The 21,949-nt window shown below is 64.3% G+C and carries 22 protein-coding genes; 7 read left to right on the top strand and 15 right to left on the bottom strand.

The window, feature by feature from the left end; translation table 11 throughout:
• Positions 1–58 precede the first annotated feature (58 nt).
• The 5 genes from B1C78_RS09550 to B1C78_RS09530 form a co-directional block, all read right to left on the bottom strand.
• Positions 59–2,212 (bottom strand): putative bifunctional diguanylate cyclase/phosphodiesterase, encoded by a 2,154-nt coding sequence (locus B1C78_RS09550; RefSeq protein WP_139349879.1) that lies wholly within the window; start codon positions 2,210–2,212, stop codon positions 59–61.
• 82 nt (positions 2,213–2,294) lie between these two features.
• Positions 2,295–2,684 carry a CBS domain-containing protein gene (locus B1C78_RS09545; protein WP_077278937.1) on the bottom strand — a complete coding sequence of 130 codons (390 nt, stop codon included), beginning with the start codon at positions 2,682–2,684 and terminating at the stop codon, positions 2,295–2,297.
• A 35-nt stretch (positions 2,685–2,719) separates the two neighbouring features.
• Positions 2,720–3,067: a P-II family nitrogen regulator gene (locus tag B1C78_RS09540; protein ID WP_077278936.1), complete on the bottom strand. Its 348-nt coding sequence runs from the start codon at positions 3,065–3,067 to the stop codon at positions 2,720–2,722.
• Entirely contained in the window at positions 3,064–4,575 is a 1,512-nt protein-coding gene (locus B1C78_RS09535) for a DUF1538 domain-containing protein (RefSeq protein ID WP_077278935.1), read from the bottom strand. The genes B1C78_RS09540 and B1C78_RS09535 overlap by 4 nt, the downstream gene beginning before the upstream one ends.
• Before the next feature lie 24 nt (positions 4,576–4,599).
• Positions 4,600–4,968, bottom strand: coding sequence for a hypothetical protein (locus B1C78_RS09530; protein WP_077278934.1), 369 nt, complete (start codon positions 4,966–4,968; stop codon positions 4,600–4,602).
• 90 nt (positions 4,969–5,058) lie between these two features.
• Between B1C78_RS09530 and nadC the strand changes: the two genes are divergently transcribed.
• A complete protein-coding gene (nadC, locus tag B1C78_RS09525) occupies positions 5,059–5,919 on the top strand; it encodes a carboxylating nicotinate-nucleotide diphosphorylase (RefSeq protein ID WP_077278933.1) in 861 nt (286 codons plus the stop codon).
• A 215-nt stretch (positions 5,920–6,134) separates the two neighbouring features.
• On the opposite strand, the gene B1C78_RS09520 is transcribed toward nadC, so the two are convergent.
• The 3 genes from B1C78_RS09520 to B1C78_RS09510 all read right to left on the bottom strand — a co-directional run bounded on the left by B1C78_RS09520 (position 6,135) and on the right by B1C78_RS09510 (position 8,409).
• Positions 6,135–6,860, bottom strand: coding sequence for a ferredoxin--NADP reductase (locus B1C78_RS09520; RefSeq protein ID WP_077278932.1), 726 nt, complete (start codon positions 6,858–6,860; stop codon positions 6,135–6,137).
• Positions 6,861–7,019: 159 nt separating this feature from the next.
• Positions 7,020–7,835 (bottom strand): nucleoside triphosphate pyrophosphohydrolase, encoded by an 816-nt coding sequence (mazG, locus tag B1C78_RS09515; protein ID WP_077278931.1) that lies wholly within the window; start codon positions 7,833–7,835, stop codon positions 7,020–7,022.
• 7 nt (positions 7,836–7,842) lie between these two features.
• Positions 7,843–8,409, bottom strand: coding sequence for a YfaZ family outer membrane protein (locus tag B1C78_RS09510; RefSeq protein WP_077278930.1), 567 nt, complete (start codon positions 8,407–8,409; stop codon positions 7,843–7,845).
• Positions 8,410–8,643: 234 nt separating this feature from the next.
• Between B1C78_RS09510 and B1C78_RS09505 the strand changes: the two genes are divergently transcribed.
• The 5 genes from B1C78_RS09505 (at position 8,644) to B1C78_RS09485 (ending at position 12,535) form a co-directional block, all read left to right on the top strand.
• Positions 8,644–9,096 (top strand): ligand-binding protein SH3, encoded by a 453-nt coding sequence (locus tag B1C78_RS09505; protein ID WP_077278929.1) that lies wholly within the window; start codon positions 8,644–8,646, stop codon positions 9,094–9,096.
• Between the two features lie 228 nt (positions 9,097–9,324).
• Positions 9,325–10,518, top strand: a complete 1,194-nt coding sequence (locus tag B1C78_RS09500; RefSeq protein ID WP_217698026.1) for a glycosyltransferase family 4 protein — start codon at positions 9,325–9,327, stop codon at positions 10,516–10,518.
• 40 nt (positions 10,519–10,558) lie between these two features.
• The gene (locus B1C78_RS09495) at positions 10,559–11,083 is read left to right on the top strand and encodes a phosphatase PAP2 family protein (RefSeq protein WP_077278927.1); all 525 of its coding nucleotides are present in this window, start codon (positions 10,559–10,561) and stop codon (positions 11,081–11,083) included.
• A gap of 120 nt (positions 11,084–11,203) precedes the next feature.
• Complete coding sequence (locus B1C78_RS09490; RefSeq protein ID WP_077278926.1) at positions 11,204–11,563, top strand: diacylglycerol kinase; 360 nt, start codon at positions 11,204–11,206, stop codon at positions 11,561–11,563.
• 99 nt (positions 11,564–11,662) lie between these two features.
• The gene (locus B1C78_RS09485; RefSeq protein WP_077278925.1) at positions 11,663–12,535 is read left to right on the top strand and encodes a UDP-2,3-diacylglucosamine diphosphatase; all 873 of its coding nucleotides are present in this window, start codon (positions 11,663–11,665) and stop codon (positions 12,533–12,535) included.
• 127 nt (positions 12,536–12,662) lie between these two features.
• On the opposite strand, the gene phoU is transcribed toward B1C78_RS09485, so the two are convergent.
• The 5 genes from phoU to B1C78_RS09460 form a co-directional block, all read right to left on the bottom strand.
• Positions 12,663–13,388, bottom strand: a complete 726-nt coding sequence (phoU, locus tag B1C78_RS09480; RefSeq protein WP_077278924.1) for a phosphate signaling complex protein PhoU — start codon at positions 13,386–13,388, stop codon at positions 12,663–12,665.
• Between the two features lie 170 nt (positions 13,389–13,558).
• Positions 13,559–14,368 carry a phosphate ABC transporter ATP-binding protein PstB gene (pstB, locus tag B1C78_RS09475; RefSeq protein WP_245795389.1) on the bottom strand — a complete coding sequence of 270 codons (810 nt, stop codon included), beginning with the start codon at positions 14,366–14,368 and terminating at the stop codon, positions 13,559–13,561.
• Between the two features lie 78 nt (positions 14,369–14,446).
• Entirely contained in the window at positions 14,447–16,099 is a 1,653-nt protein-coding gene (gene pstA / locus B1C78_RS09470) for a phosphate ABC transporter permease PstA (RefSeq protein ID WP_077278922.1), read from the bottom strand.
• A gap of 27 nt (positions 16,100–16,126) precedes the next feature.
• Complete coding sequence (locus B1C78_RS09465; RefSeq protein WP_077278921.1) at positions 16,127–18,424, bottom strand: ABC transporter permease subunit; 2,298 nt, start codon at positions 18,422–18,424, stop codon at positions 16,127–16,129.
• 103 nt (positions 18,425–18,527) lie between these two features.
• A complete protein-coding gene (locus tag B1C78_RS09460) occupies positions 18,528–19,499 on the bottom strand; it encodes a PstS family phosphate ABC transporter substrate-binding protein (protein WP_077278920.1) in 972 nt (323 codons plus the stop codon).
• Between the two features lie 279 nt (positions 19,500–19,778).
• Between B1C78_RS09460 and B1C78_RS09455 the strand changes: the two genes are divergently transcribed.
• Positions 19,779–20,201, top strand: a complete 423-nt coding sequence (locus B1C78_RS09455; protein WP_077278919.1) for an SRPBCC family protein — start codon at positions 19,779–19,781, stop codon at positions 20,199–20,201.
• Positions 20,202–20,320: 119 nt separating this feature from the next.
• Here B1C78_RS09455 and B1C78_RS09450 read toward each other — a convergent pair whose 3' ends face one another.
• Both B1C78_RS09450 and B1C78_RS09445 read right to left on the bottom strand, forming a co-directional pair.
• Complete coding sequence (locus B1C78_RS09450; RefSeq protein WP_077278918.1) at positions 20,321–21,637, bottom strand: YhjD/YihY/BrkB family envelope integrity protein; 1,317 nt, start codon at positions 21,635–21,637, stop codon at positions 20,321–20,323.
• The gene (locus tag B1C78_RS09445; protein WP_077278917.1) at positions 21,634–21,900 is read right to left on the bottom strand and encodes a CBU_0592 family membrane protein; all 267 of its coding nucleotides are present in this window, start codon (positions 21,898–21,900) and stop codon (positions 21,634–21,636) included. Before B1C78_RS09445 ends, B1C78_RS09450 begins: the two co-directional genes overlap by 4 nt.
• Positions 21,901–21,949: the final 49 nt, after the last annotated feature.

Here is a 21,949-nt window from a genome sequence, read left to right as displayed (position 1 = left end):
CTTTGCGCACCTTTGCGCCTCTGCGTCTTTGCGTCGCGGTTAATCCGTTCAAAAACCCTCAATACCGCTCCGCACGACCCGACTGCACTGAGCTCAGAGAATCGGCGAGCACGTGGTCCACGGCGTCGACGGGCTGTGGGCGGGCAAACAGGTAACCCTGGCCGACGTCGCAACCCAGTTCCATGAGTTTGTCCCGCTGACCCGGGGTCTCCACGCCCTCGGCCACGAGCGCCAGTTCCAGCCCCTGGGCGAGCACGATCACGGAACGCACTAGGTTCTCGGCGACGGGGTCGGACTCCAGGCTCTGCACGAAGCTCTTGTCGATCTTGAGGGCGTCCACGGGCAGCTGCTGCAGGTAGCTGAGCGAGGCGTAGCCGGTACCGAAGTCATCCAGGTGCACGGCAATGCCCAGGCGCTTGAGCCGGTCAAGGGCGGCGGACACCGCCTCCATGTCCTCGATGACGGCGGTCTCGGTGACTTCCAGCACCAGGGGCATGTCGTCCGGGTCCAGGCGGTGGGTCATGACGATCTCGCGCACGCGCTCGTCGAAACCGGGGGCCAGCAACTGACGCACGGAGAGGTTGACGCTCATGGCCAGCTTGCGCCAGCCGCGCTCGCGCCAGCGTACGACCTGCGCGCAGGCCGTATCCAGGACCCAGTCGCCGAGGGTGCGGATCAGGCCCGAATGCTCCGCGATGGGAATGAACCGGTCCGGCGCCACGGGACCGAAGCGCCGGTTGTGCCAGCGCAGCAGTGCCTCCATGCCGATGACCTCCCCGGAATCCAGGTGCACGATGGGCTGGAAATGCAGGGCCATCTCGCCCCGCTCCAGCGCGCCGTGCAGTTCATTGTCGAGCATCTGGTATTCGCGCACCTGCTCGTCCATCTCGGGCGCGTAGAACACGCAGCGCCCCGCATGGGACGCAGCCCCCCCCTGATGCAGCGCCACGCCCGCGCACTGCAGGAGGCTCTCGGGCGTGTCGGCATCGCCGGGGAAGACTGCCGCGCCGGCAGAGAGCTTCACCACCAGGGGCGGGGCGCCGGGGTCGAGTTCCAGCTCGAACGGGACCAGGAGCTTTTTCTCCGCCACTTCGGAGACGTCCAGGCCCGTGCGCACATCGGCCAGGAGTACGGCGAACTCGCCGTTGCCCAGATAGGCCACGGTGTCACCCTCGCGCACCCGGTTCACCAGGCGAGCCGCCACGGCCTGCTGCAGGCGGTCGCCCTGCTGGCGCCCCAGGGAGTCCACCAGCGAGCGCAGGCCGATGACCTCCAGGGCCATGACACCCACGGAACGACGCTGGAAACGGGCGCGCATGAGGGCCTGGCCGATGCGTTCCTCCAGCAGGCTGCGATTGGCCAGCCCGGTGAGGGGATCGAAGCGAGCCGCCCGGTCCAGGGCATCGCCCTGCTCGATGAGTGTCAGGCCGATGCCGGTATCCGCCGCCAGCTCGGTGAGCAGCTGCAGCTCGCCCTCGTCGAACACTACGCCGGCCGGGCCACGACGCTCGCGAACGAAAAAGCCCATCACCCCCATCAGCCGGGACTGGCCCACGATGGGCACCACGGCCACGGAACGAAACCCCAGCTCCCGGGCGCGGGCGTGGCAGGCATCCATGGGGGGCACGGCGGCAAGCTCATCGATGACGAACGGACGGCCCGCGGCCAGATCCTTGGCCATGGGATGGGCGTCCGGATCCCCGGGATCGATGCGCAACTCCAGCCCGTCCAGGCAATCCAGGCCTTCGCCGGCACTGGAGACCGGGCGCACCCGCGTTCCGTCCTCTTCGGCGAGCCCCACCCACGCCAGCGGAAAACCGCCCTTCTCCACGGCGATCCGGCAGGTCTCGTTGAGCAGGGTATCGCGATGGCGAATGCGCAGGATTCCGCCGTTGATGGCATTGAGCATCGCGTAGACGCGATTCAGCCGGGTGATGTGACGATCGCGCTCCTCAAGGGCCTCGTTGGCCCGGGCCACGCGCCGGGTCTGCCAGAAGACCAGGGCGTAGAGCAGCAGGGCGGTCACGGCCACGTAGGCCCAGCCCTTGATGGTCTGCAGCCAGGTCAGCGTGCGCGGATCGTCCACCAGCGCCATCAGCGCACGGTCGGACAACGCGATCCACAGCAAACCCAGCACCAGGTAAATCGCCGCGATGCGCAGGGCGATGCGCCCCGCGAGGCGGTTGAACGCGGGCGTTGTGTCTCCTGCCACGATGCACACCCCGTCTGCGATCGGGCCAGGATTGCAGGCACAGCCGCGCGGGCCCGGCGCACGGCATCTTGGAGATTATCGGCTACTCGTCCACCATCTTGAGCACCGCGGTGACGATGTCATTCATGGTGATGATGCCTTCCAGCTCGTTGTTGCGCAGCACCACCACGCGGCGGTAGTCCTCGTTGACCATGAGCCGGGCCACGTGCTTGACGTCCATCTCGCCGTACACGGAGATCGCCGGCTTGGCGCTCACGTCGTAGACGTTGATCAGATCGATGTCGCCTTCCTCCGCCACGATGGTGCGCAGGATGGTTGTGTAGGTGATGATGCCCCAGGCGTCGTGCTCGCCCTGCCTCTCGACAACCAACGACTTGACGCCGCGCGCCTTCATGCGCTGCATGGCCTCGCGGATGGTGGCGAACGGCGAGATGGTCGCCACGTCCGTCTTCATGATGTCCCTGACCAGCATGGTTGTCTCCCGGAGCCTGAAGTGAATGGCGTGTGTCAGATGTCGTCCCTGATGCGTTCCTCGAAGCGCTCGATCTGGCCCACGTCGATGCCGGCGATGTGCTCCAGCGGGATGGTGAACACGACGCCCTTGCTGTGCTTGTCCAGTTCCAGGTCACGGGTGAGCTTCTTGAGGATGGATACGGAGAGCTTCTTCTCCAGCACGAAGATCAGCACCGACTGGCTGCCCTCGTAGGTGAGGCCGAAGAAGGTCTTCTTCTCCTCGTTGCCGATACCGCGGGCATCGAGGATGGTGACGCCGCCGGCGCCGCCCTTCTTGGCCGAGTCGATGGCCTTCTCTTCCAGTTCCTCGGCCAGGATGGCCACCAGTACCGCAAATTTCATGTCTGGACTCCTCTCGCCTTGGCGACGAGTTCAACGGAAATAGCATAGAGCATGACGGTGACGATCGGGAAGATCGAGGCAAAGGCGATCAGGCCGAAGCCGTCGATGAGCACATTTCGCCCTTCGATGTGCGTGGCGAGCCCGATGCCGAGCGCCGTGACCAGCGGCACCGTCACCTCGGAGGTGGTCACGCCGCCCAGATCGTAGGCCAGTGCCACGATGTACCGGGGCGAGAGCCAGGTGAGCAGGATCACCAGCGTGTAGCCGCCCATGATGTAGAAATGAATGGAATCGCCGGTGATGATCCTGTGCACGCCGATGGTGATGCCGATCGCCACGCCAAAGGCCACCAGCACCCGGATCACGTTGCCGTTGAGCCGCCCCTTGCCCGCCTCCTCCGCCTTCTGGCCGATGGCGATGAGCGCCGGCTCCGCCAGGGTGGTGGCAAAACCGATGGTGAAGGCGAACAGGTACACCCAGACGATCATATCCAGGCCGATGAGCTGCTCGGCCATGCTCTGCCCGATGGGGAAGAGCCCCAGCTTGAGGCCCACCACGAAGGCATACAGGCCCACGATCACCAGCACGAAGCCACCCATGACCTTGTGGAAGTGGGCGATGGACTTGCGGATGACCAGGTACTGGAAGAACAGGACGACGGCGATGATGGGCAGTACATCGCGGAACATGGTGAGGAGGTCCTTGACCATGCCCAGCAACAGGCTGCCGGCCGCGGGTTCGACCACCTCGTCCACGGTCGGGTCCAACAGGGGCCCGTTTGCCTCCACGACGCCCGTCTCGCCGAAGCTGTAGACGACGATGCCGTAGAGCTGCACGGAGATCATCGGCACCATCACCGCGAGCCCCACCAGGCCGAAGCCGTGGGTCAGCGCGTTGCGGCCGCGCAGCGACACCGCGAGCCCGATGCCCAGCGCCGCGATCAGCGGCACGGTGACGATGTTGGTGGTCACGCCGCCCGAGTCGTAGGCAAGCCCCACGATTTCTTCGGGCGCGAAGAAGGTGACCACCACCACCGTGATGTAGCCGATGATCATGTACCAGTGCAGGCTGTGGCCGAGAATGATGCGCACCACGCCCAGCGCCACCACCAGGCCCACGGAGCTCGCCACGAGCAGCCTGAGCGTGAAGCCGTTGACGCGCCCCTCGCTGATCAGCTCCGCCTGCTCCGCCACCGCGATCAGCGCCGGCTCGGCGATCACCGCCGAGAACCCCAGGCAGAAGCCGAAGATCATCAGCAGCGACAGCGAGCCCTTCTTGGCGAAGTCGTTGGAGAGGTTCTTGCCGATGGGAAAGATGCCCATCTCCAGGCCCTGCAGGAAGAGGGCCACGCCCAGCACAACCACCAGCAGACCGAAGGTGATGGGCAGCAGGTCGTCCGGCACCTGCCGCATGACGGCGAACTGGAAGAACGCCACCACCACGATGATGGGCAACAGATTCCGAAAGGAATGCTTGAGTATTCCGAGGAATTCCCTGAGCTGGTCCAAGGGCTGTCCGCCGTCCTGTGGGTGTTATTCGCCGCTCTTCGGGGCGTGCCGCGCCAGGGCCTCCCGCACGGCATCCATATCGATGCCTCCCGAATGACCCACGGGCAGGCTGAAGGCCAGCCCCTTGAAGGGCTCGAGCAGGGAAAGCTCGCGGTTGAGCCGCTCGGCGATGCGCTCCGCGGTGTCGTCGTCCAGCACACAGACCAGCACGCTCTCCAGGCCCCGATAGGTGAGTCCGAAGAAGGTCATGTGCTCCGGAAATCCGATGCCGCGCCCGGAGGCAATGGTGACACCCCGGGCCCCCTCCTCGCGGAGAATGGCCAGCGCCTGCTCCTCCATCTCGTCGGCCACCACGGCCACCAGTACCCTGCCGCTCACCTGCCTGCGCTCCATCCGTCGAAACTCCCGGTCAACATATCATATCGGGCTAGAATGAGTCCGTGTCCCGAAGACGCAACGTCATCACAGCCGACGGATGTCCACATGGCCGAACAAGACAACAGCCTCCTCGTTCCACCGCCTGACGAACTGATCCGCGAGTCCGTGAAGCTGGCGCTGATCGAAGACATGGGCGGGGGCGACGTGACGGCGGCGCTGGTGCCGGAGGACACCATCGGCCATGCCCACGTGGTGTGCCGCGAACCCGCGGTGGTCTGCGGCACGGACTGGTTCGACGCGGTGTTCATGCAACTGGACGCGCGCGTCACCGTGGCCTGGCACGTGCAGGATGGTGACCGCGTGGAGGCCGACACGCGCCTGTGCGCGCTGCGCGGTCCGGCGCGCGCCCTGCTCACCGGCGAACGCACGGCACTCAACTTTCTGCAGCTGCTCTCGGGCACGGCCAGCATCACGCAGCGCTACGTGGACGCCGTGGCGGGAACGAACGCACGCATCCTGGACACCCGCAAGACGATTCCCGGTCTGCGCGTGGCGCAGAAGTACGCCGTGGCCTGCGGCGGCGGCAAGAACCACCGCATGGGCCTCTACGACGCGGTGTTGATCAAGGAGAACCACATCCACGCCGCGGGCTCCATCGCTATGGCCGTGACCGCCGCACGGGCCCTCGCCCCGGGACTGCTGGTGGAGGTGGAGACGGAGACACTGGAACAGGTGGACGAGGCATTGGCCGCCGGTGTGGACGTGATCATGCTGGACAACTTCGCACTCGATACCATGCGTGACGCCGTCGAGCGGGTGGGCGGCAAGGTGAAGCTCGAGGCCTCGGGCAACGTGAACCTTCAGACGGTGCGCGGGATTGCGGAGACGGGGGTGGATTTTATTTCCGTCGGAGCGATTACGAAGGATGTTGCGGCGATTGATCTTTCCATGCGATTTGAGTCTTGAAGGTCAGTGGCAAGTGGCAAGTCTCAAGTGGCAAGGGAAACCACCCTAACCCTCCCCCATGAGGGGGAGGGAAATAAGGGCCATTAAGGGGAGTAAAGAGACCCCCCGCTTGCAGGGGAGGGAGCGCTGCGGTTTTCTCCCTCTCCCTCAGGGAGAGGGCCGGGGTGAGGGTGGTTTCCCTTGCCACTTGAGACTTGCCACTTGCCACTGCCCTCCTACCACCACTTTTCGAACACCAGCCGATCATCAGCGATACCCAGTTCCTCGAGCATCACTGTCATATCCTCGATAAAGTCACGGCTGCCGCAGTAGTAGTAGAGGGCGTCAGGGGGGAGGCTCATGGACCTCAGCAGGTCGTGGCTGATGCGACCGGTGTGGCCGCGCCAGTCCTCGGCGTCGCGGGTCACGGTGATCACGCAGCGGATGTTGGGGGCAAGACCCATGCATTCCAGTTCGTCGCGGAACAGGATCTCGCTGCTCTCGGTCACGCTGTAGATCAGCGTCGCCTGCACATCGGGCATCTGCTCGTGAATGCTGCGCAGGATGCCGATCAGCGGGGTCACGCCGATGCCGGCGCCCAGCAGCACCACCTTGTCCGCCATGCCGGCCTCGAACCAGAAATCGCCCTGGCCCGCGGGGGAGATACGCACGGTGTCTCCAACGCGCGCGCGCTCGTGCAGGTAGCGGGTGACTGGATGCTCCCGGGTCGCCTTGACGGCCAGCTCGATGAAACCCCGGGTGGTCGGGGTGGAGACGATGGAGTAACCGGCCAGCACCGTCTCGCCGTCCGAGTCCACGGCCACGTCGATCCACTGCCCAGGCCGGTAACGGAACCCTTCGTCCACCGCCAGGCGCACGGACTTGATGCGCGGCGTCACCTGGCGGATCTCCGCGATGGTGGCGGTGACCAGGTCCGGGGGGATGGTGACTGCGTGGTTCATGCTACTGCGGGCCTTCGGGGCGAGGGGCGAAGCTTATCAGGGAACGCGGGGCGGGGGAAAAGGCCACAATCGAAGTGGGAAGGGCGGAGGGTTTCGTAGGTCGGCCTTCAGGCCGACATCGGGGCTTCGTTAAGCGGCTGGGTCGGCCTGAAGGCCGACCTACGGTTCACCTGCCTTCGCCTGCTCCCACAATCTGTCCATCTCCGCCAGGTCCGCGTCCTCGACCGTGCGGCCCTGCCGGGCGAGGGCGTCCTCGATGTAACGGAAGCGGCGCTCGAACTTTGCGTTGGTGCCGCGCAGGGCGACTTCGGGGTCGATGTCCAGGTGACGGGCCAGGTTGGTGACGGCGAAGAGCAGGTCGCCCAGCTCGTTCTCCAGGCGCTCCCCTGGCGCGCCTGCATCGATCTCGGCGCGCAGCTCGCGCAACTCCTCGTCGATCTTGTCCAGCACCGGGCTGACGTGGTCCCAGTCGAAACCGGCACGCGCCGCGCGCTTTTGCAGCTTGGCGGCGCGCAGCAGGGCCGGCAGTGCCAGCGCCACGCCGTCCAGATGACTGGATGGGCCCTCACTTGCGACGCGCTCGCGCTCGCGGGCCTTCTCGGCCTCCCAGGCGGCATGCTGTTCCGCCTCGGATGAGAAGCGGGTGTCGCCGAACACGTGGGGATGACGGCGCACCAGCTTGTCGGCAAGCGTCTCGGCCACCTGGCCGAAGTCGAAGTGGCCGGCCTCCTCTGCCATGCGGGCGTGAAAGACCACCTGAAGCAGCAGGTCGCCCAGCTCATCGCGCAGCGCCGCGTGATCGCCCCGATGGATGGCGTCGGCCACCTCATACGCCTCTTCCAGCGTGTACGGGGCAATGGTCTCGAAGGTCTGCTTGATATCCCAGGAGCAACCCGAATCCGGGTCACGCAGGCGGGCCATGATGGCCAGCACGCGCGCCACGGGATCCGGGTGCTCCGGGGCGCCGCCGCTCATGGGTGGATCAGAATGCGAAGCGGATGCCGAAATGGACCCGCTTGTCCACCTTGTAGCTGCTGTCCCGGTCGAGATCCACGGTCAGGCGCCGATAGCCGGCGAACCCGGATACGCCGGGCGTGACCTCCAGTTCGTACCGGACGCCCCAATCCAGGAGTTCGTCGGAATCGCCGAAGCTGGTCACCGAGGGTGCGTAATGCAGTTCGCCCACCACCGCCTGGGGCATGTTGGCGGGGATGGTCAGACGCACCGAACCGCCGAGGCCGATGTTCTGGAATTTCTGGTCGGGCCGATCGGTGCTGCCCAGGTAGATCCGACCGCCCAGCCCGAACGTGACCGGGTGCTCACCGGCGGGCGTGCCGGCGGCGTGCAGGCCGACGGTGCCCATGTAGTCCTTGTCGTCGCTGTAGAAGAGGCCGAACGACATGTCGGCCCCGGGCAGGCCGACGACGGCCGCGTCGTTGACGAACAGGATCTGGGCGGTCTTGCTGCTCAGATAGGCCTCAAGCCCGGCGCTGTGGCCCGTCGAGGCAAAGCCGCCGAGCAGTACCGCTGCCAACAGTCTGAATCGCATGTCTGGACTCCTCGAAAAGGTTGGCGGATCCGGAATCCCGAAGCCGGGTCCGGCCGATGGCGCCCAAGCTTAACACGCCTATATAGGGGTTTAGCCAAACCGAAACCACAATTTGTAGGGATCCGTGAGCATCCTTCACCGTCTGTCGGATCAATACTTGACTAAAGTCCTCAGACAAGTATATTAGTATTCACTGATTCCCTTATCAGGCCAATCAATGACAGGAGGTGGACCATGAGCAACCTGATCCCCGGCTTTCCCCATGACGGCGTGGTAACCGTGAACCGCGTGATCCTCAAGGACGGCTATACCGTCGACGATCTGCAGGAGCGTGTTGCCGTGCTCTGCGAGAACGTCAAGACCTATCACTCCGACACCGGCTTCGTGGGCGGGTTCGTGTGCCTGAACAGCGGCGACGTCTCCAACGAAGGCTCCACCGTGGGCCAGGCCGTGGAGAGCCCGCTGAAGGGCAAGGAAGCGCTGATCATCACCTTCTGGAACAGCATGGAAGAGCACGAGGCCTCTCACCGCAGCGAGACCTTCCAGCCCCTGTTCAAGGACGTGCTGGAGCTGTGCGAAAACGGCAACGAGGAGATTGCCTACGAGATGCTGTGGTCCGGCAAGGCCTACACCCCCGAGGAGGCCAAGGCCGCGCAGAAGGCGAAGGAGCAGCACGCGGTGGCGTAAACCATCCGCGGGACAGGAAGGTCCCGCCCGCTTCACAGAACCGAAGGCCCCGGTGCGAGAGCACCGGGGCCTTTTCGTTTGAGGCCTGACGCACAAGGATCATGCATGCATACGAGTGCGGGAGACCCGGCAAGCAGGCACAAGGAAGCCCCGCCTGACATGAACTCGTCATAGTCCCGTCACCCGATTGAAAAGCTCGGGGCGCACAGTGTCGACATGAATCGATCGATGACGCTCGTGCCCGAACCCACCGGAGCGGCGATCAACGGAGGCCGCCGGCGCTTGCATGTGGCGGTTGTGACCGAGACATGGCCGCCGGAAGTCAATGGTGTAGCAATGACCATCCATCGCATGGTGGACGGATTGCGTACGCACCATGACGTCAGCCTGATCCGCATACGCCAGGGAAACACCGATACGGGCATCACGCTCGACGGAGTCGACACTCTGCTGCTGCGCGGCATGCCGCTGCCTCGCTACAGCGAGCTTCGCATGGGCTTGCCCTGCACCGGCCTGCTGAAGCGGCGCTGGCGTCGGGAACGTCCTGACGTGGTGCATATCGTCACCGAGGGACCGCTGGGCTGGTCCGCCGTTCTGGCGGCCAGGGCGCTGAATATCCCGGTCGTAAGCGACTTCCATACCAACTTTCACCAGTACACGGCGCACTACGGCTTGGGCCTGCTCATGCCGGTGGCCCTTCGCTACCTGCGCGCCCTGCACAACCGCACACGGTTGACACTGGTTCCGACACGCGCGCTCGCGGTCGAACTGGAGTGCCAGGGCTTCCTGCGGCTGGAGGTGCTCGAGCGCGGTATTGATACCGATCTGTTCCACCCCCGTCATCGGCGGGCCGATCTGCGTGAGGCATGGGGTGCCGGTGTTGACGATCCGGTCATGCTCATGGTCAGCCGCGTCGCACCCGAAAAGAACCTGCCGCTCGCCCTCCGGGCCTACGAGCGTGCCCGCGAACAGGTGCCCGGCGTGCGCATGGTGGTGGTCGGGGACGGCCCGGCGCGGAAAGCGTTCGCCACCGCCCACCCCGACGTCCATTTCGCGGGGATGCAAACGGGTGCGCCTCTCGCCGAGCACTATGCCTCGGCCGACATCTTCCTGTTCCCCAGCCTGAGCGAAACCTTCGGCAACGTCACGCTTGAAGCCATGGCCAGCGGCCTCGCAGTGGTGGCGTTCGATTACGCGGCCGCCCGTGAGCACATCGTCGATGGCCGCAACGGCCGCACGGTGGCCTGCTCCGACGACGACTCGTTCATCAGGGCCGCCACGGAACTGGCAGCAGGCCGCGCGCAGGCCGCCCGGCTCGCGGCTGCCGCACGCACAACGACCCTCGAGCTCGACTGGTCCAGGATCTGTCGTCGCTACGAGGACATCCTCCACGAGATGTGTCCGGAACCCGCGGGAGGCTGAACCCATGGCCGCTTCGATGTCTTCTGCCGGTCTTGCCCGAATGCATGCACTGGATCTCCTGTTGTGCAGGCTGCTGAACCACGCCAACCGCCGCGAGTACGTGGGGCGATTCTTCGCCCTGATCAGCCGCCTCGGTGACGGCGTGCTCTGGTACGCCCTGATGCTGATCCTACCGCTTCTCCATGGCATCAGCGGACTGCTCGTCAGCGTGCACATGGGTCTGACCGGACTGGTTTGCCTGATCGTTTACAAGTGGCTCAAAGCGACCACCAGCCGCCCCCGCCCCTTCATGGTCAGTGAGAGCATCGTTCGAAGGACGCCACCGCTGGACGAGTACAGCTTTCCATCCGGACACACACTTCATGCGGTCGCCTTCTCTCTCGTCCTGCTGAGCCACCTGCCTGAGTGGTTCTGGGTGGTCATACCGTTCTCGGTGCTCGTGGCGGCATCAAGACCCGTTTTGGGACTGCATTACCCAAGCGATGTCCTGGCTGGCGCCATCATTGGCGCATTCATCGCGGGCTGCTCCATATCGCTCACCCCTGTGCCGGGCGGTTTCCCGTGAGACCGGCCGGCATGGCCGATGTCCTTGTCCTACTGGACGTGCTGCACATTCCGGAGCGCGATCTTTCGTATTTCGCGCACGAAGCCGTCTCATGATCCCCACCCTGGACCCGTCAACCACATGGCCTACAGCACGCATCGCGGCCTGACCCGAATCATCAAGGCCTTCGGCTATTCCTGGAATGGCCTGCGCTCCGCGTTCCGGCACGAGGAAGCGTTCCGTCAGGAACTGCTGCTTTGCCTGGTGCTTGTGCCCGCGGCGTTCTGGTTGACCCACTCCGGGCTTGAACGCGCCCTGCTCATCAGCAGCCTGTTTCTGGTCCTGATCGTCGAAATGCTGAACTCGGGCATCGAGGCAGCGATCGACCGGTTTGGCGGTGAGCAGCACAAGCTCTCGGCCCGGGCCAAGGACATGGGTTCCGCCGCCGTACTGCTGGCCCTGGGACATGCAACAGTGGTCTGGTTGCTGGTGCTTCTCTAGCCGAGAACGATCGGCACACACCCGGACCCGGCAGCAGACACGGTTTACGCCACCCGCTTCGGTCGATCCGGAGCGAATACGCAAGGGGAGGATCATGCCATGTCGACGTTTGTCTGCCGGACCGCCTTCATCTCCGACGTTCACCTGGGCACCCGCCAATGCCGCGCCGGATACCTCGCGGACTTTCTCGCACGTCTGAACTGCGAACGCCTTGTTCTGGTCGGTGACATCATCGATCTGCAGGCCATGCGCCGTCGCATTTACTGGGATGACGACCAGGCGGCGGTGATCGAACAGATCTTCATGCTGGCCCGTCGGGGCGTCGAGGTCATCTATATACCCGGTAATCACGACGATGCCCTGCGCACCATGATCGGCGCCAGAATCAAGGGCGTACACATCCTCGGGCATATTGAACACCAGACGGCCGACGGAAGGCGCCTTCTGGTCAGCCATGGCGATGAGTTCGATGACGAATTGCTTACCTGTCGAGTACAGCACTGGATCGGCGACCAGGCGTATCATTTGCTGCTGCGGATGAACCACTGGATCGGCGGGGTACGCCGTTATCTCCGACGCCCATACTGGTCCCTGTCGGTTTGGGCGAAGGAGCGCTCAGGGCGTGCGCGCAGATACATCGCCCGCTTCGAGGCGGCCGCCTCACGGACCGCCCGGGAGAACGGCTACGACGGTTACATCGGCGGACACATCCACAAGGCCGCGCTTCGAGCCGAACATGGCGTGATCTACTGCAACACGGGCGACTGGGTGGAACACTGCACCGCGTTGATCGAGGACCAGGACGGCTCACTGCATCTGATCCATTGGTCGGATCATGTCCGGCTGCACGCGAGTCGCGCCGTGGGTGAGGCTGAAGCCGGACCCCGGTATCCGCTGCAGCCTCAGACGTCGGGCTTGCCCGCATATCTTGCCGCGCGGACGGCAGCTGGCGCGCAACAGGTGGAAACATAACGAGAATAGTTGACGCACGGCGGATGCGCTTCGCTTGTCCGCCCCACGTCACTCAACCTGGCTGTGAACGACCTGTTGAGAGATCACAGCCGGACGCACACACTTCCGGCGGGCAAGTGGGATCGTATCAACCCGGCTTCTTTCCCAGGGCGGCCTCTTCCAGCTGATCCAGGCTGATGTGTCGCACGTCCTTGCCCTTGACCAGATACACCACGTATTCGCACATGTTGCGGGCGTGGTCGCCGATGCGCTCCAGGGCGCGGATGGCCCAGATGACGTCCATGGCCCGACTGATGGTGCGCGGATCCTCCATCATGAAGGTGATGCTCTGGCGCATGATGGACTCGTAGTCGTTGTCCACGGCCACGTCCGACCGGGCCACCTGAACCGCCGCCTCCACGTCCATGCGTGCAAACGCATCCAACGCACCATGCACCATGGCCAGCACCCGCTCGCCCAGCGACACGACGTCTGCATACTGGTTCTTGGGCCGGTCCTTCCGGGCAAGCTGCAGGGCCATGCGTGCCACCCGCTCGGCCTGGTCGCCGATGCGCTCCAGATCGGTGATGGTCTTGATCACGGCAATCACGAAACGCAGGTCGCTGGCAGCCGGCTGATGTCGGGCCAGGACCTGGGAGCACTGCTCGTCGATGCCCACCTCAAAGCCGTTGACCTTCATGTCGTTCTGCACCACTTCCTCAGCCAGACCCACGTCGCCGCTGCCCAGTGCGGTAATGGCGTGGCTGATCTGCTCCTCCACCAGGCCGCCCATGGACAACACCCGGTTTCGGATGGCCTCCAGCTCCTCGTCGTACTTCTCAAGGTAATGACCGCCAAGACGGGTTTTTTCCATGACACGTTTCTCCGGGTGGAATCATAGATGCTGCGAATCTGTCACGAAGTCGCAAGGAGGTGAAAAGAATTGGACAGGATTAACATGATTAACAGGATTTCAAAGAAAGGCGCACGCTTCTGTCATTCAATCCTGTAAATCCTGTCCATTCCCTTTCCAGGGCACCTTCATCAGCCGTACCGGCCGGTGATGTAGTCCTCGGTGGCCTTCCTGGCCGGGTTGGTGAAGATCGACAGCGTATCGTCGAACTCGATCAGTTCACCCATGTACATGTAGGCGGTGTAGTCGGAGACACGCGCCGCCTGCTGCATGTTGTGGGTGACGATGGCGATGGTGTACTGATCCTTGAGTTCGTAAATCAATTCCTCGATCTTGGCGGTGGAGATCGGGTCCAGGGCGGAAGCCGGCTCGTCGAGCAGCAGCACCTCCGGCTCGATGGCGATGGCCCGCGCGATCACCAGCCGCTGCTGCTGACCGCCCGACAGACCGAAGGCGTTCTCGTTCAAACGGTCCTTGACCTCGTCCCAGAGCGCTGCCCGCTTGAGCGCCCGCTCCACCACCTCGTCGAGCACCTTGCGGTCCTTCACGCCCTGCAGCCGCAGGCCGTAGGCGATGTTCTCGTAGATGCTCTTGGGAAACGGATTCGGCTTCTGGAAGACCATGCCCACCCGCCGGCGCAGTTCCGCCACGTCCACGCCACGATCATAAATGTTGGAGCCGTCGAGCATAATCTCGCCGTTGATGCGGCAGATGTCGATCAGATCGTTCATGCGGTTGAAGCATCGCAGCAGCGTCGACTTGCCGCAGCCGCTGGGCCCGATGAAGGCCGTCACGCGGTGCCGGGCGATCTGCATGGTGACGTTCTTCAGGGCATGATCCTGCCCGTAGTAAAGGTTCAGGTCCTTTACCTCGACGCAGATGTCCTCGCGGGCGATATCGAGTTTCGTGCGGTTCATGCCCTCGAAGAGCTTGTCGCCCATGCCGTGGGTCAGGGTGGTCTGCTGGCTCATGGTGTCTGTTCCGTCCATATCAGGCGTTCTCATGATTTGATCGGCAACTCAGTCCGATTCGCTGCGATACTTTTCGCGCAGATGATTGCGAATGGTGATGGCCGTGAGGTTGAGCATCACGATCAGCAGCACCAGGATCAGCGCCGTGGCATAGACCAGTGCTTCAGCCGCCTCCGCATGGGGGCTCTGGAATCCCACGTCATAGATGTGGAAGCCCAGGTGCATGATCTTGCGCTCAAGATGCACGAAGGGGAAGTTGCCGTCGATGGGCAGGGTGGGCGCGAGCTTGACCACACCCACCAGCATCAGGGGCGCCACCTCTCCGGCCGCCCGGGCGATGGCCAGAATCAGGCCGGTCATCATGGCCGGCGTGGCCAGCGGCACCACCACCTTCCAGAGGGTCTCGCCCTTGGTGGCGCCGAGCGCGAGCGAACCCTGGCGAATCGTCGACGGAATGCGCGCGAGCCCCTCTTCGGTGGAGACGATCACCACCGGCAGGGTGAGCAGGGCGAGCGTCAGGGAGGCCCAGAACAGGCCCGGGGTGCCGAAGGTGGGCGCCGGCAGCGCCTCCGGATAGAACGTTCGGTCGATGGCGCCGCCCATGACGTAGACGAAGAAGCCCAGACCGAACACGCCGAAGACGATGGAAGGCACGCCCGCCAGGTTGTACACGGAGATGCGGATGGTCCTGAGCAGCGGGCCCTGTCTGGCGTATTCACGCAGGTAGATGGCCGCCAGCACGCCGAAGGGGGTCACGATGATGGACATCACCAGCACCATGGTCACGGTACCGAAGATGGCCGGGAAGATGCCGCCCTCGGTGTTGGCTTCACGCGGGTAACCGAAGATGAAATCGAAGAAATCGCCGATGTAGAACCGGACCTTGGCAAATACGGACATGTCGTTTGGCTGCCAGGCCTTGACGATGCGGTCCAGGCGGATGGTCACCTCCTGGCCACCGGCAGCGCGCATGACGATGGAATCCCGGCGGGCCTCCTCGATGAGGGTGTCCAGGCGTTCCTGCAGCACCGCGTATTCCGCGTCCAGGGCGGCGCGGCGCTCGGCGAACTGACGCTCCAGCTCCGGGGTCAGGGTGCCGCGCAGCTCGGCACGGCGCTGGTCCAGGCGCACGCGCTCCATGCGGAAGTTGATGTTGCCGATGTCACCCCGCTCGATCTGGCGGATCTCGTCGTAAAGCCGGTTGCTGCGTGCCAGGCGGGCCCGGAACTCGGCCCAGAGATCCGCACCTTCCGCCACTGTCCTGCCCGCCTCGAGCAACCGCAGGGGTTGACCGTAGAAGTCCCCCCATTCGCGACGCTCCAGCACGGTCATGTCCCGCGGGTAGCGCCATTCCCCGAGGAAGTCGTCGATGAAGTAGGTGAAGTCACGTCCGGTCACGTCCCGGTTGCCCAGCTTGAACAGGTGCCGGGTCACCACCATCTGGTCCTCGGGAATGGGGGCGCCCGCCTCGCGCATGGATTGCCCCGTCAGGGTCTCCGAGCGGCGCAGCTCGCCCACCACCTCGACGCGATCCGTACCGGGCACCTCGTAATAGGTCTGCACCACCTCGTGGGGCCAGAAATGGCCGAAACCCCGCACCAGGATCAGCAACAGCAGCCCGAACACCATGATCATGCTGACCGTGACCGCGCCGCCGTTCAGCCAGACCCAGGGAGAACCGCTCTTCCACCACTCTTTCATTTCAAAGGCCTCGAATCGGTTCCGGGATCACAGGGATGCGTAACGCTTGCGCAGGCGCTGGCGCACGATCTCCGCCGCGGTGTTGAGCACAAAGGTGAGTACCAGCAGCACCAGGGCGGACAGGAACAGAATGCGGAAGTGGGTGCCGCCCACCGAGGTCTCGGGCAATTCCACGGCGATGTTGGCGGCCAGCGTGCGCATGCCCTCGAACATGTTGAAGTTCACGATGGGGCTGTTGCCCGAGGCCATGAGCACGATCATGGTCTCGCCCACGGCACGGCCGAAGCCGATCATCACCGCCGAAAAGATGCCGGGGCTGGCCGTGGGCAGGACCACGCCCACCACCGTCTGCCACGGGGTCGCACCCAGGGCCAGCGAACCCTGGGTCAGGTGCCTGGGCACGTTGAACACCGCGTCCTCGGCGATGGAGAAGATGGTGGGAATCACGGCAAAGCCCATGGCCAGACCGACGATGAGTGCATTGCGCTGGTCGTAGGGGATGCCCACGTCGGTGAACCACTGACGCATGGAGCCGCCGAAGAAGGCCACCTCGATCCAGGGACTGGTGGTGATGGCCACCCAGCCCAGCAGGAGCACCACGGGCACCAGCAGCGCGGCCTCCCAGCCTGGCGGAATGATGTGCCGGATATGCGTGGGCAGACGGGTCCACCCGTAGCCGAACGCCAGCATGCCGAGCGGCAACAGGATCAGCACGGAGACCAGGATGGGCAGGTTGTTCTCGATGTAGGGCGCCAGCCAGATGCCCGCCAGGAATCCCAGGATCACAGTGGGCAGGGCCTCCATGAGTTCCAGGGAGGGCTTGACGATGCGGCGCATGGGGCCGGCCATGAAATAGGCGGTGTAGATGGCGCCCATGATGGCCAGCGGGGTGCCGAGCAGCATGGCGAACAGCGCCGCCTTGAGGGTACCCACCGTCAGCGGCACCAGGGAGAACTTGGACTCGAACGCATCGTCGGCCCCGGAGGACTGCCAGATGTACTCCGGTTCACTGCGGCCCTCGTACCAGACCCGGCCCCACAACCCGCTCAGGGAGGCCTGGGGATGGGGATTGTCCATGCGGATCACCCGCAGGGCGTCGGAGTCCTCACCCTTGACCAGGGCCAGGCGGTTGATGGGGGAGACGGCGATGCGCGTGACGGGTTGCCCGGAGACCGGGATCTTCTTCAAGGTGACGCCGGAGGTGGCGTAATGCAGGCCCACGGTGCCGGTGTCATCGCCCACCAGGAAACCCTTGCGGGTGTACTCGGGCTCGATGAAGGTCACCGCACCGGGATGCTGGCGGAAACCGCGCACCCGGGTGAGGTGGGGCACGTTGGTCTCCTCGTCACGCACCAGCATCCACTGGGAGACGCTGCCATCGGAGCCGCCCACGATCAGTGAACGGGAACCCACCAGGAAGTCCGCCGCGGTGACCGAGGCGCCATCGGACACCAGTTGCACCTGTTCGATGATGCGCGGCCGGTTCGGATCGACAATGTCGATGTTGTACAGGAGGCCCCGGTCATCGATGGCAAACAGGTTGCGCAGGGTCTCGTTGATGAGCAACTGACGCACCGGCCGGGAGATGGCGGGCAGTTCGTAGTCCTGACGGCTGATCTGTACCTCACCGGTGAGCATGTTCCTGCGGGCGCTGAACAGGGCCATGGCGATACTGCCGTCCCTGTTGCCGCCGGCCACCACGTAGCCGGTGCGCCCCTCCACCACGGTCAGCGCCGTGTAGTCACCCTGCACCCGGTCACCGATGCGCATGGGCTCCTCCCCGAGCGGGAAGGAAAGCCTCGGGGTCACCACGCGCACACCCTCGGGGAAGGTCTGGTCGTATTCCAGCTTCAGCGGCAGTACGGAACCATCCGAGAACCCGTAAACGAACAGGCTGCGGCGGTTTTCCGAACGACCGAAGGCGCTGACCGAGGCATCTTCCGGCACATTGACCTGCTTGCGTGTCAGGATGGCGCCGGTCTCGGGGGAGAAGAAGGTGATCGCACCGGACTCGGAGAAACGCCCGCCGATGCCCTCGAAACGGTCGAGGGTCAGATGCACGGTCGGGGCGGGTTCCTCGTCACCGGGCATGGAAATCTCGTAAGCCACCTCCATGCTCACGGGCTTGAGCAGGGGAAAGGTCTCGTAGAACAGATAGAAGAAGATCAGGGCCAGGGCGAAGATCACCCCGAATCCCGCTGCGCCGACACCGTAGAGCGAAATGCCGTCGCGGATACCGCGGATCCTGCGCAGTCTTTCCCTGCGCTCGACGCTCGGCAACAGAGACGCTTGGGAGGCATTCTCGTTGGGCAGGATCGCGGCCATGGTCTGGTTTCCGAAATGCGTGTGTCTTGTGACGGGTCAGCTTCAACAACTGAAACGGGCCCTGCCGCCTTCGGCGACAGAGCCCGTTGTCATTCGGGCCAAATCAGTTCAGGCCCTTCTCGGCGCGAAGCCGCTCGGCGACGCTGGCCGGGATGGTCACGTAGCCATCGCGGTGCACCACCTCCTGACCTTCCTTGGCCAGGACCATGCGGAAGAACTCCTTCTCCAGCGGATTCATGCCGCGGGTCGGGTGGGCATTGGCATACACCAGCAGGAAGCGGGCCAGCGGGTAGTCCCCGGAGACAGCGTTCTCGCCACTGGCCTCGGCAAACGGCTGACCGTGTTCCTTGGCAAGGGGCACGACGCGCACGCCGGAGGTGCGGTATCCGATACCGGAGTAGCCGATGCCGCCGATGGTCTGCTCCACGCCGCGCACCACGGCGGAGGAACCGGGCTGCTCGTTCACCGTCGCCTTGAAGTCGCCGCCGCACAGGGCGTTCTCGCGGAAGAACCCGTAGGTGCCGGACACGGCGTTGCGGCTGTACAGGGTGATGTCCCGGTTGGCCCAGGCGCCGGTCAGACCCACCTGACCCCAGGTGCTGATGTCGTTGCCGTAACCGCAGGAACGGGTGGCGGAGAAGATGGCATCCACCTGGGGAATGGACAGGCCCTCGACGGGGTTGTCCTTGTTCACGTACACCGCGACCATGTCGATGGCGACCGGAATCTCGGTCGGCTCGTAGCCATGACGCTCGTCAAAGGCGCGGATCTCGGAGGCACGCATGGGGCGGCTCATGGGACCGAAGTTCGCGGTGCCTTCGGTCAGGGCCGGGGGAGCGGTGCCGGAGCCGGCGCCCTGGACCTGGATGGCCACGTTCGGATAGAACTTGGCGAACTCCTCGGCCCACAGGGTCATCAGGTTGTTCAGGGTATCGGAACCGACCGAGGTCAGGTTGCCCGAGATACCGGATACACGCTGATAGTTGGGCAGGTTCGGATCCACCTCGGCCAGCACGCTGCCGGAGGTGATCATGGAGGCGGCGATTCCCGCCGCGAAGACTTTCTTGAGACTCATGAGCATTTCCCTCAACTGGGTGGTTTGCGATCTCGTCGGGAACCGATGGGCTGGTCCGCGTTCGTCAGGTCGTTCGACGGATCGCAGTATGGGCAGCTCGGGTGTCAAGTTTATGAAGGGTTTGTGACAATACGGTGACAGTGGCGCGTTCGCGCGATTCAAGATTCAATATTCAATATTCAAAGGGCTCTGCAGTGGCCTTGGTAGGTTACGAGACATGCCGAAGCCGGCGCCTTCCCCTTGAATATTGAATCTTGAATCTTGAATTGAGGTCGTCCCTTGCCCGTCATCGAACACAAAGTGGAAATCGGCGCCGCCCCCGAGGCGGTTTTCGGACTGATCAGCCGTGTGGAGGATTTCGCCCTCTACAGCGACTCCGTGGAGGCGGTGATCCCGCTGGGGGACGACCGCTATCGCTGGCAGGTGCGGGCGCTGGGGATGTCCATGAGCTTCGAGGTGGAGGTCATCGAGCGCACACCCCACGAACGTCTGAGCTGGCGCTCAGTGACTGGCGTCAGGAATCGCGGCAGCTACCAACTCACCGCCGTGGACGGTGGCACCCACATCACACTGACCGTGGAATACAGCCTCAAGAGCCGCCTGATGGAAAAGATGGTGAAGAAGGCCGCCACACCGCTGGTGCGCAAGCTGAGCGACGAGATCGTGGGGCGCGTCGAACAAAGGTTGAAGGAGGGGACGTAGGAGCGGCGCCCTCGCCGCGAACAACCTGCAATGTTCAGCCACCGCCGTTCGGCCGGGGGGTCGGTCTCATTCAGCATTCAGCATTCGGCATTCGGCATTCGGCATTCAGCATTCAGCATTCACTTGCGGCGCTCTATGAGCGCCGCCAGCGTCTTCCCTTCCAGCCTGTCGCCCAACGCCTGATCCAGCTCCTCCATGAGACTGTCCACCAGTTCATCGTCCCCGCGCGGGCCGGGCACGGTGCTGTCGGCGCCGCGCACGGCGTCCAGGCAGGCCTTTAGGGTGATCTGGTCCGTGTCACGCCCGGGCACGTAGGCGGCGGGTTCCTGGCCTGCCTTCACCAGCAGGCCCGCCCGACGCAATGCCTCGATCACCCGGGCCACCGCTTCCACGGGCATGTCCAGTTCGTGGGCCAGGCCGTCCAGGGCCGTGGGGCCGCGGCCCGCGTGGAAGCGCTCCCCGATCAGGCGCATGACCCGCAGGGCCAGGCGCTCCTTCAGCGCGGCGGAAAGCTGCACCTCGCCCCGGCGCACCAGCATGTACTCCGGGTACTGCACGAAGAAGGCCACATTGGCGCCGATCAGCAGGATCAGCCAGCTCAGGTACAGCCAGATGAGCAGCATGATCATGATGGCGAAGCTTGAGTAGATGGCCGCATAGCGGGTGGAGCCCGCCATCATGGCGGCAAAGGCCCAGCCCATGCTCTGCCACAGGAGTCCCGCCACCACGGCCCCCACCAGCGCCGGCAGGAGCTTCACCCGCGTATTGGGCACGAACACGTAGATGAAGGTGAACGCGCCGATGATCAGCAGATAGGGCACCATGCGCCCGGCAAGCTGCACCGCCTCGCCCACCAGTTGCACCTCCATCGCCTGCTGCATCACCGCGGTGGCCATGACGGATGCGGTGATGCCCAGCGCGGAGACCACCAGCACCGGCCCGACGAGGATGACGCTCAGGTAGTTGCTGAAGCGCTCGGCCAGGCCCCGTGTCCCGGTGATGCGCCAGGTGTAGTTGAACGCGCTCTCGATCTTCTGCACCAGGGCGATCACCGTGTAGAGCAGGAAGATCAGGCCGATGAAACCGAGCACCCCGACGCGCATGTTGTCCACGAAGCCGATGATGTTGTCGACGATCTCCACGCCCTGTTCGCCGAGCGGCTCCAGCATGCCGAGCAGCAGCGGCTCCATCTGGTTGTGGGCTCCAAAGGCCTTGAGCACCGAGAAGGAAAGGGCCAGCAGGGGCACCATGGACAGCAGCGTGGTGTAGACCAGGCTCATGGCGCGCAGGGTGAGCTGGCCCTCGGAGACTTCGCGGCCGATGCCCCACGCGATGCGCAGGGCGCCGACGAAGGGTTGTTTCCAGCGCGGCAGGCTGCGCAGATCCCGGAATTCAACAACGGCCCGGATGCGGGCCTCGATATCGGCCAGGGTCATCGGCCGGCCTCCATTCGATGACGATTGCGGTAGAGGTGTCCGAGCCCGATCAGGCTGATCACGATCCAGAAGATCTGCAGGATCATGGTGGACAGGTTGAAATCGAACACCAGCGAGATGGTGATGAGTATGGACCCGAACAGGTTGAACAGCAGGTAAACGAGATCATGGAAGCCCCAGCGCCCGATCTGCAGGCGGAAGTACGCGAACACGATCATGGCCACACCGATGTTGCCGATGAGATCGGTGATGCTGTAGGTCATGGGTGATCTCCGCTGGGTCTAGGTCGCATATTGCACCAAGGATCGCGAA

The organism is Thioalkalivibrio denitrificans (assembly GCF_002000365.1).
GTDB lineage: Bacteria > Pseudomonadota > Gammaproteobacteria > Ectothiorhodospirales > Ectothiorhodospiraceae > Thioalkalivibrio_A > Thioalkalivibrio_A denitrificans.
The sequence above is the reverse complement of the archived record's forward strand: the minus strand, read 5'-3'. Positions and strand labels throughout refer to the sequence as shown.